15 protein-coding genes and 2 pseudogenes are annotated in these 14287 nt (G+C 70.6%); 10 read left to right on the plus strand and 7 right to left on the minus strand.

The genetic code is table 11. The features are described from left to right. Positions 1–17 precede the first annotated feature (17 nt). Positions 18–377, plus strand: coding sequence for a metalloregulator ArsR/SmtB family transcription factor (locus tag ACFYO0_RS00365; RefSeq protein ID WP_189327700.1), 360 nt, complete (start codon positions 18–20; stop codon positions 375–377). A 10-nt stretch (positions 378–387) separates the two neighbouring features. On the opposite strand, the gene ACFYO0_RS00370 is transcribed toward ACFYO0_RS00365, so the two are convergent. Further along, entirely contained in the window at positions 388–1935 is a 1548-nt protein-coding gene (locus ACFYO0_RS00370; protein ID WP_388668241.1) for an FAD-dependent oxidoreductase, read from the minus strand. 127 nt (positions 1936–2062) lie between these two features. On the opposite strand from ACFYO0_RS00370, the gene ACFYO0_RS00375 reads away from it, so the two are divergent. From ACFYO0_RS00375 to ACFYO0_RS00385, 3 genes are all read left to right on the plus strand, one after another. Beyond that, the gene (locus tag ACFYO0_RS00375; protein WP_388668244.1) at positions 2063–2239 is read left to right on the plus strand and encodes a hypothetical protein; all 177 of its coding nucleotides are present in this window, start codon (positions 2063–2065) and stop codon (positions 2237–2239) included. A 100-nt stretch (positions 2240–2339) separates the two neighbouring features. Further along, a complete protein-coding gene (locus tag ACFYO0_RS00380; protein WP_388668247.1) occupies positions 2340–4607 on the plus strand; it encodes a catalase in 2268 nt (755 codons plus the stop codon). A 33-nt stretch (positions 4608–4640) separates the two neighbouring features. Further along, positions 4641–5456 (plus strand): VOC family protein, encoded by an 816-nt coding sequence (locus ACFYO0_RS00385; RefSeq protein WP_388668250.1) that lies wholly within the window; start codon positions 4641–4643, stop codon positions 5454–5456. A 24-nt stretch (positions 5457–5480) separates the two neighbouring features. On the opposite strand, the gene ACFYO0_RS00390 is transcribed toward ACFYO0_RS00385, so the two are convergent. From ACFYO0_RS00390 to tnpA, 5 genes and pseudogenes are all read right to left on the minus strand, one after another. Beyond that, positions 5481–5888 (minus strand): CoA-binding protein, encoded by a 408-nt coding sequence (locus tag ACFYO0_RS00390; RefSeq protein ID WP_388668252.1) that lies wholly within the window; start codon positions 5886–5888, stop codon positions 5481–5483. Positions 5889–5999: 111 nt separating this feature from the next. Continuing rightward, positions 6000–6329, minus strand: coding sequence for a TfoX/Sxy family protein (locus ACFYO0_RS00395; RefSeq protein ID WP_388668255.1), 330 nt, complete (start codon positions 6327–6329; stop codon positions 6000–6002). A gap of 9 nt (positions 6330–6338) precedes the next feature. Further along, positions 6339–6788 (minus strand): SRPBCC family protein, encoded by a 450-nt coding sequence (locus tag ACFYO0_RS00400; protein WP_388668258.1) that lies wholly within the window; start codon positions 6786–6788, stop codon positions 6339–6341. Between the two features lie 76 nt (positions 6789–6864). Next, positions 6865–7341 (minus strand): annotated as a pseudogene (locus ACFYO0_RS00405) (RNA-guided endonuclease InsQ/TnpB family protein); the annotation flags it as partial. Further along, positions 7338–7766 carry an IS200/IS605 family transposase gene (gene tnpA / locus ACFYO0_RS00410; RefSeq protein WP_388670770.1) on the minus strand — a complete coding sequence of 143 codons (429 nt, stop codon included), beginning with the start codon at positions 7764–7766 and terminating at the stop codon, positions 7338–7340. The gene tnpA and the pseudogene ACFYO0_RS00405, both read right to left, overlap by 4 nt. Positions 7767–8125: 359 nt before the next feature. On the opposite strand from tnpA, the gene ACFYO0_RS00415 reads away from it, so the two are divergent. Both ACFYO0_RS00415 and ACFYO0_RS00420 read left to right on the plus strand, forming a co-directional pair. After that, positions 8126–9622, plus strand: coding sequence for a vanadium-dependent haloperoxidase (locus ACFYO0_RS00415; RefSeq protein ID WP_388668261.1), 1497 nt, complete (start codon positions 8126–8128; stop codon positions 9620–9622). Between the two features lie 220 nt (positions 9623–9842). Further along, positions 9843–10583, plus strand: coding sequence for a class I SAM-dependent DNA methyltransferase (locus tag ACFYO0_RS00420; protein ID WP_388668264.1), 741 nt, complete (start codon positions 9843–9845; stop codon positions 10581–10583). A 9-nt stretch (positions 10584–10592) separates the two neighbouring features. Here ACFYO0_RS00420 and ACFYO0_RS00425 read toward each other — a convergent pair whose 3' ends face one another. Further along, positions 10593–11531, minus strand: coding sequence for an arginase family protein (locus ACFYO0_RS00425; protein WP_388668267.1), 939 nt, complete (start codon positions 11529–11531; stop codon positions 10593–10595). A 217-nt stretch (positions 11532–11748) separates the two neighbouring features. Here ACFYO0_RS00425 and ACFYO0_RS00430 point away from each other — a divergent pair, with 217 nt between their 5' ends. From ACFYO0_RS00430 to ACFYO0_RS00445, 4 genes and pseudogenes are all read left to right on the plus strand, one after another. Further along, on the plus strand, positions 11749–12540 hold the full coding sequence (locus ACFYO0_RS00430) for a hypothetical protein (protein ID WP_388668270.1): 792 nt from the start codon (positions 11749–11751) through the stop codon (positions 12538–12540). Then, entirely contained in the window at positions 12537–13091 is a 555-nt protein-coding gene (locus ACFYO0_RS00435) for a SixA phosphatase family protein (protein WP_388668273.1), read from the plus strand. Before ACFYO0_RS00430 ends, ACFYO0_RS00435 begins: the two co-directional genes overlap by 4 nt. A gap of 118 nt (positions 13092–13209) precedes the next feature. Beyond that, positions 13210–13842 carry a YigZ family protein gene (locus ACFYO0_RS00440; protein ID WP_388668276.1) on the plus strand — a complete coding sequence of 211 codons (633 nt, stop codon included), beginning with the start codon at positions 13210–13212 and terminating at the stop codon, positions 13840–13842. Positions 13843–14044: 202 nt separating this feature from the next. Further along, positions 14045–14217, plus strand: a pseudogene (locus ACFYO0_RS00445) (transposase); the annotation flags it as partial. Positions 14218–14287: the final 70 nt, after the last annotated feature.

Here is a 14287-nt window from a genome sequence, read left to right on the forward strand (position 1 = left end):
GGAGCCATTATGTGCGTATGAGCGCACGCATGCACCTGTCACCTGCGCAGGATGCGCATCCGCGTACCCCCGGCGAGGAGCAGTTCGCCCTCGCCGCCGAAGTCCTGGCCCTCCTCGGCGACCGCACCCGGCTCGCGCTGCTGCACGCCCTGACCGACGACGAGGCCGACGTCACCACGCTCACAGAGCGGTGCGGCGCCGCCCGCCCGGCGGTCAGCCAGCATCTGGCGCGGCTGCGTCTCGCGGGCCTGGTGAACACCCGCAAGGAGGGCCGCCGGGTGATCTACTCCTTGCGGGACGGCCATCTGCGCCGGGTCGTGGACGAGGCGCTCAACCTTGCCGACCACAGGCTCAGCGGCCGGCCCGCGCACGACTGAACCCAGCTGGTCAGTCCTCCAAGGGCTCCTCATCGCGGACATCGCGCTGCTCCAGGGCATGCGTCGCCGGCCCCTGCACCACCCGGCCGTCCGTGCCGAAGCGTGAGCCGTGGCAGGGGCACTCCCAGGCGCGCTCCGCCGCGTTGAACGCGACCAGGCACCCCATGTGCGTACACCTCGCGGACACGGAGTGCAGGCGCCCGTCCTCGTCGCGATAGACCGCGCAGCGCTGTCCGCCGTGCCGGACGACGGCGCCGTTGCCGGGCGCGATGTCGGCCAGGGAGTCGGCGTGCGACGGGGGAATGCGGTCGCCCACGAAGTGCCGGGCCACGTTCGCCTGGTGTTTGAGGAAGGCCGGGGCCTCACGGAGTACGGAACGCAGGCGCCGCGGATCGTACAGCTCGGCCCAGGGCGGGCGGTCGCCGACGATGAGCCCGGAGAGCAGCCGGCCGGCCATGATGCCGCCGCTGAGCCCCCAGCCACCGAACCCGGTCGCCACATACGCGTGGCGGGACATCGGGGGCAGCGGACCGACGAGCGGCACGGTGTCGGTGGAGTCGTTGTCCTGAGTGGCCCACCGGTGGGAGGGCGTGATGTCCGGGAAGTGCTCCTCGGCCCAGTCGGTGAGGCGGGCGAACCGTTTGTCGGTGTCGCCGGTTCCGGGCGTGAAGTGCTCGCCGGTGACGATCAGCAGCCGCCGGCCGTCCACGTACGGGGCGGTGCGTACCGAGCGGGTGTCCTCCTCGGGCGTGATGTACATGCCGTCCGGGTCCCGGTCCGCCGCGATCGGCGCGGCCACGACGAGTTCACGTCGCGGGGAGAGCCGGGTGAACAGCAGCGCCCGGTCGAAGACCGGATAATGCGTGGCGATCACGACTGCGCCGGCTGTCACCCGCGCCCCGGTTTCGGCCGTCAGACGGCAGGCGTCGCCCGTTTCGAGGCCGACGACCCGGGTGCGCTCGTGGATGAGGGCGCCCCGGCGCCGTAGATCCTCGGCGAGGCGGAGGAGGTACTTGCGCGGGTGGAACTGGGCCTGGCGGGCGACACGGACCGCACCGGCCACGGAGTACGGGAGACCGGTCTCGGTCACGAACTCCGCGTCCAGGCCGGCCCCGCGGGCGGCCTCCGCCTCGGCGCGGAACTCGTCGGCCCGGCGCTCGTCCCGGGTGTATGTGAACGCGCTCCTGCGCTCCCAGTCGCAGTCGATGCGCAGTTCGTCGACGAGGGCCGCGGCGTGCTCGATCGCCTCGGTCTGCGAGCGTGCGTACAGGTGCGCCGCCTCCGGGCCACGGGTTCGGCGCAGCCGGTCGTAGATCAGCGTGTGCTGGGCGGACAGCTTCGCGGTGGTGTGGCCGGTGACGCCCGCGGCGACGCGGTCGGCCTCCAGGACCGCGACACTGCGCCCGGCGCGGGCGAGTTCCCAGGCCGTGCTCAGGCCGGCGATGCCCGCGCCGACCACGGCCACGTCGACGGTCACATCCGCGTCGAGCGGCGGATACGTCTCACCGGGCGCCGTGTCGATCCAGTACGAACCCCGGATGTCTGCCTTCTCGGTCATGGGCCCCGAGTCCCCCCGAACCGCGGGCCGAAGCGTCCGCTCTGCCCGGGTGGGGAAGGCACCGCCCGTTTCGAACGGTGATGCCGGGTACTCGCAGTCACGAACGGATGACGTAGGAGGTGCCCTCGTGGATACCGGCACCAGCACAGACATCGAGTCGTCCGGCGTCAAGCCGGAGATCACGGAGCGCGGGCCCGAACAGGGTGCGCGCGCTGTTCCTTCCGCGCGCGGGGGCGGCAGGGTCGATCGGGGCGAACAGGAGCTCGTGGACCTGCAGAGCAACATCATCCTGGGAGAGGACTGATCGCTCCGCGCGGGACGGGGCAGCCGAGGTCCGGCTGGTTCAAGGGCACGGCCGGGGGTACCCAGGCGGCGCAGACCACTCCCCGACAGTTGGAAGTGCGATGAGCGAGAAGAACCCCCTGAGTGCCGCAGCGCAGAAGGCCGCCGACGTACTGCGCGAAGACGGTCCGACGGACGGCGTCCCCGGCAAGCCGGCGGCGCAGACGCCGTCGGTCGCCGAACCGACCGAACCCCACGCACCCCTTCCGCCCAAACCTGACCAGACCGCACCCGAGACGGTCAGTCCGACGGGACGTCCCACGGGCGCAGACCAGTCAACCAACGCCCAGGGTGACGCCTACCTGACGACGGCCCAGGGAGCCAGGCTCTACGACACCGACCACTCGCTGAAGGCCGGTGAGCGTGGGCCGGTTCTGCTGCAGGACCACCATCTGCGGGAGAAGATCACCCACTTCGACCACGAGCGCATCCCCGAGCGGGTCGTGCACGCGCGCGGTGCCGCCGCGCACGGCGTCTTCCGGAGCTATGGCACCGCCGCGAAGGTCACCAAGGCGGCCTTCCTGACAGGCGAGGCCGAGACGCCGGTGTTCGTAAGGTTCTCGACGGTGCTCGGCTCGCGCGGCTCCTCGGACACGGTGCGTGACACGCGGGGCTTCGCGACGAAGTTCTACACCGGCGAGGGCACCTTCGATCTGGTCGGGAACAACATCCCGGTCTTCTTCATCCAGGACGCGGTCAAGTTCCCGGACATCATCCACGCCGGAAAGCCGCATCCCGACCGGGAGATCCCCCAGGCACAGAGCGCCCACGACACGTTCTGGGACTTCGTCACGCTGCACACCGAGGCCACCCACCACACGCTGTGGAACATGTCCGACCGGGCCATCCCGCGCTCGTTCCGCACGATGGAGGGCTTCGGCGTGCACACCTTCCGGCTGGTCAACGCCGAGGGCGCCACCACGCTGGTGAAGTTCCACTGGAAGCCGAAGCTCGGCGTGCACTCCCTGGTGTGGGAGGAGGCGCAGCTCATCAACGGCATCGACCCGGACTTCCACCGGCGCGACCTCGCCGACGCCATCGAGGCGGGCGCCTACCCGCAGTGGGAGCTGGGCATCCAGACCTTCCCGGACAACGCCGAGCAGACCTTCGAGGGCATCGACCTGCTCGACCCGACGAAGATCGTCCCGGAGGAACTGGCGCCCGTGCAGCCCGTGGGCCTGCTGACGCTGAACGCCAACCCGTCGAACTTCTTCGCCGAGACGGAACAGGTCGCCTTCCACCCCGGCCACCTCGTGCCCGGCATCGACATCACCGACGACCCGCTGCTGGCCGGCCGGCTCTTCTCCTACCTGGACACCCAGATCTCCCGCCTGGGCGGGCCGAACTTCGCGCAGCTCCCCGTCAACCGTACCCACGCCCCCGTCAACGACATGCACCGGGACGGCATGCACCAGACGGCCGTCCACACCGGAGCGGCGCCCTACCGGCCCAACTCCCTCGACGGAGGCTGCCCGTTCCTCGCGGGTGCCAACACCGGCGCGTACATCGAGACGCCGGTGGAGGTGCCGACGGCCAGGAAGCAGCGCGAGGCCCCGGCCTCCTTCTCGGACCACTTCAGCCAGCCCCGGCTCTTCTGGCGCAGCATGTCCCCGGTGGAGCGCGAGCACATCATCGCGGCGTACACCTTCGAGCTGGGCAAGTGCTACGAGCAGGCCGTCAAGGAGCGAGGGCTCCAGGTGCTCGCCAACATCGACCCCGAACTGTGCGAACAGGTCGCCACCGGTCTCGGCCTGCCCGCTCCCGAGGCCACCGTTTCCCTCACGGCCGTCGACCCCAGTCCCGCCCTCTCACAGCTGGGCCACACCTGGCCGCTGGACGGGCGCGTCATCGGCATCGTCACCGACGAGCGTGGCGACCTCGACGGCGTACGCACCGTGCGCCGGGCGGTCCTGGACGCGGGCATGGTCCCGCTGGTGATCGCCCCGGCCGGCGGCAAGCTCGACGCGGAGGGCGAGCCGGTCCAGGTGCAGCGCACCTTCGCGACGGCCCGGTCGGTGGAGTACGACGCCGTGCTGCTGGCGGGCGCTCCGGGACCCGGGAGCGACGCCTACGGAGCGCGCGACGCCAAGGCGGGGGATGCTGGTACGGAAGCAACCACGGATCCGCGGGTGCTTCTGATGCTGTCGGAGGCCTACCGGCACGGGAAGGCCATCGGCGGCTGGGCGGGTGCCGAAACCGCCCTCGATGCCGCGGGCGTCCCGGCCGGTGCGCCGGGCGTCGTGACCGCGAACAGCGGCACGAGCGCCCTGGAGCAGATCACCCGGCTGCTGGGCGAGCACCGCGTCTGGGAGCGATTCGGCACCGGCTGAGCACACCGGTCAGGAAGCCAGGACGGTACTGCCATGAACCGTGACACCACAGTTCAAGAAGATGTCATCTCCAGTCAGTCGGTGTTCGGCGCCCCATGCTGGGTCAGCCTGACGGCACGCGACGAAGCCGCCGCGGAGGACTATTACCACGCGGTGTTCGGCTGGAAGTTCCGCTCGGTCCCGCTGGGCGACCGGTTCCGGATCGCGTACGCCAACGATGTGCCGGTCGCGGGCATCGCGGCCGTGGCCTCCATGTGGCAGATGGCCGTCGCCTGGACCCCCTACTTCGCCGTGTCCAGCGCCGACGACGCCGTGGCCCGGGGGCAGGAACGCGGCGGCACGACCGCGGTCGGCCCGATCGCGTTCCCGCCCGGCCGGGCCGCTGTCCTCGCGGACCGCGACGGAGCGGTCTTCGGCATCTGGGAGGGCCGGCTCATCTCCGGCTGGGAGTCGTGGCGCCGGGCCGCCCCGGCCTTCGTACGGCTGCACACCCGCGACGCCTTCGACGCCGCCATGTTCTACGGCGAGGTCCTCGAGTGGGCCTCCGCACGGCCCGGCTGCTGCGAGGTCCACTACGAGGCGGACGAAGTCGTCCTGCGCAGCGAGGGCGAGATCGTGGCCCGGATACACTCCGGCGCCGTGGAGGCGGCGCCCGATCCCACCATCCGGCCGCACTGGCAGATCCACTTCGCGGTCCCCGACGTCGAGGCATGCGTCGCCGCCGCGCGGGCCCACGGCGGCACCGTCGTCCGGGTGGGCACATCGCACACGGAGGTGCCCCCGACGGAGGCGGTGCTCCGGGATCCCGACGGGGCGCAGTTCACGGTGACGTCGCGCAGGAACCGCTGAGGACGGGCGGCCGGCGGTCGCGGGTCAGCCGAGCTTCGGAATCTCGATGGCCGGGCAGCGGTCCATGACCATGTCGAGGCCCTCCGCACGCGTCCGTTCGTACGCCGCCTCGTCGATGACGCCCAGCTGGAACCAGACGGCCTTCGCGCCGATGGCGGCGGCTTCGCCGGCGACGGGACCGGCCAGGTCGCTGTTGACGAACACATCGACGACGTCCACGTCGAAGGGGATGTCCGACAGCGACGCGTACCCCTTCTCCCCGTGCACCGTCTCGGCCTTCGGATGCACCGGGACGACGCGCTTGCCGTAGCGCTGGAGGACCTTGGCGACTCCGTAGGCCGCCCGGCGCTCGTTCGTCGACAGTCCGACGACCGCCCAGGTGTCACCGAGCTCGGTGAGGATCTTGCGGACCGTTGCTGAGTCGCCGTACACGATCGGCCTCCTTGGGGCTGCCTGCGATGCCTGCTCTGGCAGGCAACAGCGGGCAGGCAACGGTGATTCCCGCCCGCTCGGCAGGTCCGAGTCCGGCCTCAGGGTCCGGCTTCACTTGGGCGGCAGGCCCGCCGCGAATGCGTACCCCTCGTCGATCCAGGCGCTGAGCGCCTCGTCCTCCTCGAGCGCGGACGCGGCGACCAGGATCCAGCCGCGCATCAGGCGCCCGCCCATCTCGCAGACCTGCGCTCCCGGCCGGGCGAGGGCCGCTTCGGTGGCGTCCGGGCCGACCCTGACCATCAAATCGTCGCCGCGGAGGGCCACGGCCATATTGCCGCGGTACAGGAAGGAGATGCCGCCGAACATGCGCTTCTCCGCGATGCCCGGATCCGCACCCAGGTGCTCACGAATCCGCTCGGCCAGTCCTTCGTCGTACGCCATGGAAGGCCCTCATTCCCTTTCGGCGAGCCGGTGTTCGAGGCTGCGCAGGTCCTTGGTGATCGAAGAGCGAACCTGGCGGGCCAGGAGCGGTGCGGCCAGCCGGTAGAAGCCGCCTTCGCCGCCCCGGACGCGGATGCGGGCGAGGGTTCCGCGTGGGTGGGGCTCGAAGGCGTAGGTGACGTGCATGTGGAACGGACCGGCCACCGAGACCATGTCCAGCAGCCGTCCGGGCTCGTACGCGGCCACCCGCAGGACATAGTCGATGCGCCGCCGCAGGAAAGAGGCGGTACGGGTGACCTCGGCGCCCACACCGAAACCGCCCCCGTCCGCCTCCCGGGTCAGCTCCGCCGTGCGGATGCCCTGCGTCCACTCGGCGTCGTGGCGCCAGTCCGTCGCGTACCCGGCCACCCGATCGGGAGGCAGTGGGAGGACCCGCTGTGCCGTCACGTCGATCGTCATGTGTCCAGAATCCCCGGCATCGGCGTTGGGCGCACCGTCCGAACGTACGGCGTGCGGGCTCGTACCCGTCGTCTTCTGTCTTGACCCGGCCGGGCACGGGCCGGTGCTGGTGGACCCGGACGTGTCCGACACCCTGGAGGCGGACGCGGGTGTGGGGGTCGTGCGGGGTGGAGTCCCAGCGGCAGCCGTCGCCATCCTTGGGGAAAGCGACGGTGTCGAAGTGCCCGACGCCCTTGAATCGCGGGTAGCCGGGTGTCTGTCCGGCCTTGACGCGGCGGAAGAACGCCTGGAAGGTCTTGTCCAGGCGGCGCAGCGTCGCCTGCTGGCTGGAGAACGACCAGCGGCCTTGGCGTTCCGGGTCGAACGCCCGGATCTCGCGAAGCTGGGCCGACTGGTCTGCATACTTGATGCTCGTCTTCGAGGTGTGCCGGTAGGCGTCCCGGCGCTCCTGCAACGCGCCGTTGTACAGGGAGCAGTGGTCCCGCAGCATCTCCGTCAAAGCCCGCTCCTGGCGGACGGTGGGACGCAGGAGGAACTTGTACGCGCGGATCATGCGTCGTCCACCTGGTTCTTCTTCCAGGGTCGTTCCCACTGAGTGTCGATGTACCGCTGCACCGTCGCAGCCGAGACTGCGCCGACGGAGGCGGCGAAGTACGACGACGACCACAGCGTGGGCATCCGCGATTTCAGGTGCGGAAACTCCGAGCGCAGCACGCGCGAGGTGAAGCCCTTGAACTGGTTCGCCACGTACGAGGCCGACGACTTCGGGTCATGCTTGACGAACAAGTGGACGTGGTCAGGCATCACCTCAAGCGCCACGATCTCCCACCCCCGTTCGTCGGCCTTCTGCCGGATCAGCTCATCCAGGCGTGATGCGACCCTTCCACCGAGGACCGGGCGGCGGTACTTCGGGCACCACACCACATGGAGCCCAAGGTCGTACACGCCGCCGGAGAACCGGCGAACTTTCCTGGTCACAGTCACACGATCACTATACACACGCGACAGGTCTAGTGCGGCAAGAAGGCAGCACAGGTGAACAGTGCAGATCCGTGCACCGAGTTGAGGTCAGAGCAGCCCAGAGAAGCGATTCCCCACCCCGCTAAAGCGGGGCGTCCCCTCGCCAGATATCGGATGGAAACCGTGCGCGGCGGCGCCCCGCCGCGCACCCGGTTCGCGCCGGATCCATAGGGGAACTCCGCCTCGCACATGTGTAGATGTACCGGATTGCCTGATTCCGCGGAACGATCCCGAGACGCCCGGAGTCTTATGAGTTGAGTGCGATTCACGCGCCACTCATCTCACGCACAACTCACGGGGAATACGGGGGTATTCGCATGAGTGATCGTCGTTTTGCCGCGCGCGATGCGCGGATCCGGGCGGCTGAGGCGGAGTTCCAGCGCCACGTGCCGGTGCACGCCGCCAACGGGGCTGAGACGGACCACGCCTTTGTCGCCAACTACTCCAAGGCATTACCGCACAACAAGTTCGGAGAGGTCGACCCGGCCGCGTACCACCTGCTGCGCAGGGCGCTGGCCACGGGCAGTTTCGAGGACTTCGAGCGGATCCCGCTCGGAGGCACCCGCAAGCTGACCAACCCGCAGGCCGGTGCCTCCTTCGACCTGCAGGGCCCGGACGCCCAGGCGGTATCCGTGCCTCCCGCACCGCGCATCGACAGCGCGCAGAGCTCCGCCGAGGCGGTCGAACTGTACTGGATGGCGCTGTGCCGTGATGTGCTGTTCACCCGGTTCACCGACAGCGAGCTGATCGCCGAAGCGGCCGGCGAACTGAGCGGGCTCGCGGACTTCCGGGCGCCGAAGCTGGACAGCCAGGTCACCCCGCAGACCATCTTCCGCGGGGACACCCGGGGCGATCTGGCAGGGCCGTACGTCTCGCAGTTCCTGTTCAAGGACATCCGGTACGGCGCACTGCTGATCCCACAGCGGCTCGACACCCTGGTCCGTCCGGTCGACCACCTCACCACCTGGGACGACTGGCTGGAGGTGCAGAACGGTTTCGAACCCGAGCCGGACGAGCGGGACTTCGCCACCCGTCGGTACATCCAGACCCCGCGCGACCTGGCACACTACGTGCACTTCGACGCGCTGTACGAGGCCTACCTCAACGCCGCCCTCATCCTGCTCGACATGAAGGCGCCGGTGGACCCGGGCAACCCGTACAACTTCTCGCGCAACCAGACCGGTTTCGGGACGTACGGCGATCCGCACATCCTCTCGCTCGTCACGGAAGTCGCCACCCGCGCCCTGAAGGCGGTGTGGTTCCAGAAGTGGTACGTGCACCGTCGGCTGCGGCCGGAGGAGTTCGGGGGCCGGGTTCACCTGCAGCTGCGCGGGCAGCGCGAGTACCCGCTCGACACCGGCGTGCTGGACTCCGTCGCCGTCAAGCGCGTCTTCGAGAAGTACGGCAGCTATCTGCTGCCGCAGGCGTTCCCCGAGGGCAGCCCGACGCACCCCGCGTACGGCGCCGGACACGCCACGGTGGCCGGGGCGTGCGCGACGATCCTCAAGGCGTGGTTCGACGAGTCGCACGTCCTGCCAGACCCGGTTGTGCCCACCACCGACGGCACCGCCCTGGAGCCGTACACCGGCCCGGACGCCGGACAGCTCACCGTCGGCGGCGAGCTCAACAAGGTCGCCGCCAACATCGCCATCGGCCGCAACATGGGCGGCGTGCACTGGCGTACCGACTACTCGGAGTCGGTACGGCTGGGCGAGGAGATCGCCATCGGCGTCCTGCGCGAGGCCAAGAAGGCCACGCTGGAGAACGCGGACTTCACCCTCAGCCGCTTTGACGGCACGACCCTCGCCATCTGACCGCTCGCGCTCCGTGGAACGACCGGCCGGCTTGGTGCCCCGGGATCCCTGCGGCACCAGGCCGGCCGTCATGCCGCGGGACCTTTCGGTCGCCGCACGGAAGCACGGACAGCGTCATGTGTGCGGTGCACCCACCCTTGTTCCCAAGCGCTGCGCGGCGTGCCCGCTGGGCTGGAAAAACCGCGAGCGTCCGCCGGGCCACAGGCGGTACGTTCCCCAAATGCATGATGAGGACGGCTACTTCGGGGAAAAGGTGGCGGCCGGCTACGACGAGTCGTTGGGGGACATGTTCCGCGCGGAGGCGGTGGATCCGGCGGTCGACCTGCTGGCCGGGCTCGCCGGCGACGGCCGGGCGCTCGAACTCGGCGTCGGCACCGGCCGGATCGCACTGCCGCTGGCCCGGCGCGGGATCCCGGTCCATGGCATCGACATGTCGCGGGCCATGGCGGCCCGGTTGCGCGCCAAGCCCGGCGGGGACAGCGTCGGGGTGACGATCGGCGACTTCGCCACGACGCGGGTGGAGGGTACGTTCGCGGTCGCCTATCTCGTGTTCAACACGATCAACAACCTGACGACGCAGGACGCCCAGGTGGCCTGCTTCCAGAACGCCGCCACGCATCTGCGGCCCGGTGGCTGCTTTGTCATCGAGGTGGGGGTGCCGGAGCTGCGCCGGCTGCCGCCCGGGCAGAACGCCGTGCCGTTCCACATCAGCCCGACACAGTGGGCGTTCGACATCTACGACGTCGCCACCCAGGCGATGAGTTCGAACTACGTCACGATCGTCGACGGGCGGGCCGAGCACGAGTACTACCCGTTCCGGTACGTGTGGCCGTCGGAACTGGATCTGATGGCGCGGCTTGCCGGAATGCGGCTGCGTGACCGGTGGGAGGACTGGACACGGGCGCCGTTCACCAGCGAGAGCCGCCGGCATGTCTCGGTCTGGGAGAAGCCCGCCGCCTGACGGCCGGCTTCAGCGAGCGCTGCGCAGCGCCGACAGGCCCCGGCACAGGCACTCGGTGAGGCGGGCGGCGATGGTGCCGTCGGGGTCGAGGCGGGGGTTGAAGATCGTGACGTCGAAGCCGACGGCTCGCTCGCCGGCCAGCGCGGTCCGCAGCACGCTCTCGAGTTCCGGCCAGGTCAGCCCACCGGGGATGCGGTAGTCGACGGCGGGCATCACCGCGTCGTCCAGTACGTCGACGTCGAGATGGACCCAGTACCCGTCGCTCCCGCCCCCGTTGAGCCGTTCGACCGCCTGACGCGCGGCGGTGTCGGCGCCGAGAACCCGTACCGCATCGAGGTCCAGTGCGTGCAGCCCCGGCGGCAGCGGCTGCATCCCGGCCGCGGTGGACTCCTCGGTGTCGCGGAAGCCGAGGGCTACGACGTCCTCGTCCCTCAGCAGCGGACCACGGCCCTCCAGGTCGGTCAGCAGGCTGGGCCCGCGGCCCGTGACCAGGGCGAGTTCCATCGAGGCCACCTCGCCCGCCGGCTCCGCGGAGGGTTGGTAGAAGTCGGTGTGGCCGTCGAGGAACAGCAGGCCGTAACGCCCCCGGCGGCGCAGGGCGAGGAGATTGCCCAGCAGGATGCTGCAGTCACCGCCGAGGACCACGGGGAAGCCGCCCCGGTCCAGTACGCCGCCCACGGCGTCGGCCAGCGCGACGGAGTGCCGCGCGATACCGACCGGGTTGAGCACCCCGGTGTCGGCGTCGCGCCTCGGGTCGTACGCCGCCGCCTCGACCCTCCCCCACTCTCGGCTTCGCTCGAGCGGGGGGACCCCCATGGCCACCGCCGTCCCGAGGCGGTCGAGCAGCCCGGCGTCGCGCAGGGCCTCCGGCAGATCCTGCACGCCGGACGGACGCAGTCCGAGCACGGAGGGCGCCTCGATGACCATCAACTCACGCAACTCACGCACGCCCGAACTCCTTTGTCCGCCGACATGCCCCTGGGCGCCGACTGTTCGAGCACCGCCACCACAGGACCATAGTGCCGCAGACCGGACACTCCCACCTGAGGCACCGCCGACCGGATGGGCACGGGCCGACCGCGTGTCGGCCACGTCCACCACCGCGCGGCTCCCGAATGACGCACGTCCCCCTGCGCCCAGCCGCTCACGGGCCTACGCTCACCCCGTGCTCCGTATCACCGACGCCCGAACCGGCGAACCCGCCGACGCCGCCCCCGCCCGCCGGGGCCTGACCCGCGTCGAGGCCCATGTGCCGCGCGCCGACACCACCGGCCTGCGGGTGCTCCTGGTCGCCGACATACTCGTACGCGCCCTGGAACTCAACGGGACGCCCGTCTGGACGGTGCTGACCGCCCTTGAAGGGCACGCGGAACTCCGGGAACGCGCCTCGGCCCTCGGCATCCGGCCGTTCGAGGACCACCGGGCCGGCGAACCGGCGCTGGGCGAGGCACAGGTGCTCCGTGTTGTCGCGGCTTCGGAAGGACCGGGCGGCGGCGAGGGCGACGAGGCGCCGGACGGCGTACGAGTCGAGGTCGCCCCCGTGCACGACGAGGCCCCGGCCGATGACGAGAGCGGTCCGGTTCGCGAGGCCGGTGAGGGGAGCGAGGAGCCCGAGCCCTCCGCCCTGCGTCTCGCCCTGCTCGCGCGGCCCCGCCACGAACACCTCAGCCTCGGCCCGGCCGGCCTGGCCGACGCCGAGAAGGTCCTCAGCCACTGGCGGGGAGCCGTCGCCGCCTGGGCCACACATCCGTCCAGTCCCATCCCCGATCCCGTACGCCAACAGTTGCGCGCCGCCTGGGAGGACGACCTGGACGTGCCCGCCGTACTCGACGTACTGCGCCGGGTGGCGACGTCCCAGACCGTTCCGGACGGCGCCCGCTTCGAGACGTACGCCTACGCCGACCGCCTCCTCGGGCTCGAACTCACCCGTGACATCGGCCGCGGGACCCTGTCATGAACGCGCCCGCCGGAGCGCCCCCGTGGCGCCGCCTTGTCGTCCTGCGGCACGCCAAGTCGGCCTGGCCGGACGGCGTCGCCGACCACGAAAGACCGCTCGCACCGCGTGGCCGCAGAGACGCCCCGGCTGCCGGGCGCGCGCTCGCCGCCGCCGACTGGGTGCCCGATCTCGCGCTCTGCTCCACCGCCCTGCGCGCCCGCCAGACCTGGGAACTGGCCGCCGCCGAATGGGCCACACCTCCTCCCGTACGCCACGATCCGCGGCTGTACGCGGCCGACGTGCCGGAGTTGCTGGCAGCGGTGCGCGAAGTGCCCGACGAGGTCAGGACGTTGCTGCTGATCGGGCACAACCCCGGCCTTGAGGAGCTGGTGCTCACCCTGGCCGGGGACAGCCTCAACGACGCGCTGGACGAGGTCCGCACGAAATTCCCGACGTCGGCGATCGCTGTCCTCACCTGGTACGGCGACACCTGGCGTTCCCTCGGACCCGGCATGGCGCTGCTCACCGACATGACCGTGCCGCGCGGCACGAAGCCGGGCAAGAAGGGCTGACCTCCGCCCTGAGCTTCCGCACCGAGCGGCCCGACGGGACGCACGCGCGCGTGCGGAGCGCTTCCCGTGCAGCACCTTCGCGATCGGCACCTTCGCGTGCGGCACATACGCTGGCCCGATGCAGGACGAGTACCGCACGGTGCCCCGCGCAGGCGTGCACGAGACCGAAGTCAACCGCTCCCGCTTCCTGTGCGCGCTCGCCCCGGCGGCCACCGAACAGGAGGCCCAGGAGTTCATCGCGGCCGTCCGCAAGGAGCACGCGGACGCCACGCACAACTGCTTCGCGTACGTCATCGGCGCCGACGCCTCCGTGCAGAAGGCGAGCGACGACGGCGAACCCGGCGGCACGGCCGGTGTCCCGATGCTCCAGATGCTGCTGCGCCGCGACCTGCGGTACGTCGTCGCCGTCGTCACCCGCTACTACGGCGGCGTCAAGCTCGGCGCGGGCGGACTCATCCGCGCTTACGGGGGAGCGGTGGGCGAGGCCTTGGACGTCCTTGGCACCATCACACGCAAACGTTTCCGTCTCGCCACAGTCACCGTCGACCACCAGCGGGCCGGCAAGGTGCAGAACGACCTGCGGTCGACCGGGCGCGAGGTACGCGACGTCCGCTACGGAGAGGCCGTCACCCTCGAGATCGCCCTCCCGGACGCGGACGTGGAGGCGTTCCGGGCGTGGCTGGCCGATGCCACGGCGGGGACGGCGGGGTTCGAGCTGGGGGGAGAGGCGTATGGGGACGCCGGCTCATGACGGTGACGGTTCCGGGGTGAGCTCCTCCTCGCCGCCGACGCCGATCTGAGTGTCCGCGTTGTGAAGTGATCTCCTGCCTTTGGCAAGCCTCAGGAAGGAGATTCCCACCTACCTTGCGGCGGTCGGTTTGACGCCGCACGGGCGCTTGACGACGGCCCTCCCGGCAGCCGGGACGGGCGCGCCGCCCATCCGGTACAGGTGCAACTTCGAGGCCGGGCTGAAGCAGTTCAACGGCGAACACGACCACGTACACCTGTTGGAGCACTACCGCCGAAGGTCCAGCTGTCCAAGCTGGTCAACAGCCTCAAGGGCGTCTCCGCCCGCCTGCTCAGGAAGGAGTACAGCAGGCACGTGCGCCGCTACCGGTGGGGCGGACACTCTCGGTCCGGCTCCGGGCGCCGGACCGATACGGCAGTAGCCGCCCGTGATGTCCGACCCGGCAGTT

This window comes from Streptomyces sp. NPDC006365 (genome assembly GCF_042870755.1).
In the GTDB taxonomy this organism is placed as follows: Bacteria; Actinomycetota; Actinomycetes; order Streptomycetales; family Streptomycetaceae; genus Streptomyces; species Streptomyces xiangluensis.

Excerpts from the sequence above, each read along its gene's own strand:
- ACFYO0_RS00435 (WP_388668273.1), top strand. The coding sequence starts at position 12,537 with ATGAACGCGCCCGCCGGAGCGCCCCCGTGGCGCCGCCTTGTCGTCCTG.
- ACFYO0_RS00420 (WP_388668264.1), top strand. The coding sequence starts at position 9,843 with ATGCATGATGAGGACGGCTACTTCGGGGAAAAGGTGGCGGCCGGCTAC.
- ACFYO0_RS00385 (WP_388668250.1), top strand. The coding sequence starts at position 4,641 with ATGAACCGTGACACCACAGTTCAAGAAGATGTCATCTCCAGTCAGTCG.
- ACFYO0_RS00415 (WP_388668261.1), top strand. The coding sequence starts at position 8,126 with ATGAGTGATCGTCGTTTTGCCGCGCGCGATGCGCGGATCCGGGCGGCT.
- ACFYO0_RS00440 (WP_388668276.1), top strand. The coding sequence starts at position 13,210 with ATGCAGGACGAGTACCGCACGGTGCCCCGCGCAGGCGTGCACGAGACC.
- ACFYO0_RS00380 (WP_388668247.1), top strand. The coding sequence starts at position 2,340 with ATGAGCGAGAAGAACCCCCTGAGTGCCGCAGCGCAGAAGGCCGCCGAC.
- ACFYO0_RS00400 (WP_388668258.1), bottom strand. The coding sequence starts at position 6,788 with ATGACGATCGACGTGACGGCACAGCGGGTCCTCCCACTGCCTCCCGAT.
- ACFYO0_RS00365 (WP_189327700.1), top strand. The coding sequence starts at position 18 with ATGAGCGCACGCATGCACCTGTCACCTGCGCAGGATGCGCATCCGCGT.
- ACFYO0_RS00395 (WP_388668255.1), bottom strand. The coding sequence starts at position 6,329 with ATGGCGTACGACGAAGGACTGGCCGAGCGGATTCGTGAGCACCTGGGT.
- ACFYO0_RS00370 (WP_388668241.1), bottom strand. The coding sequence starts at position 1,935 with ATGACCGAGAAGGCAGACATCCGGGGTTCGTACTGGATCGACACGGCG.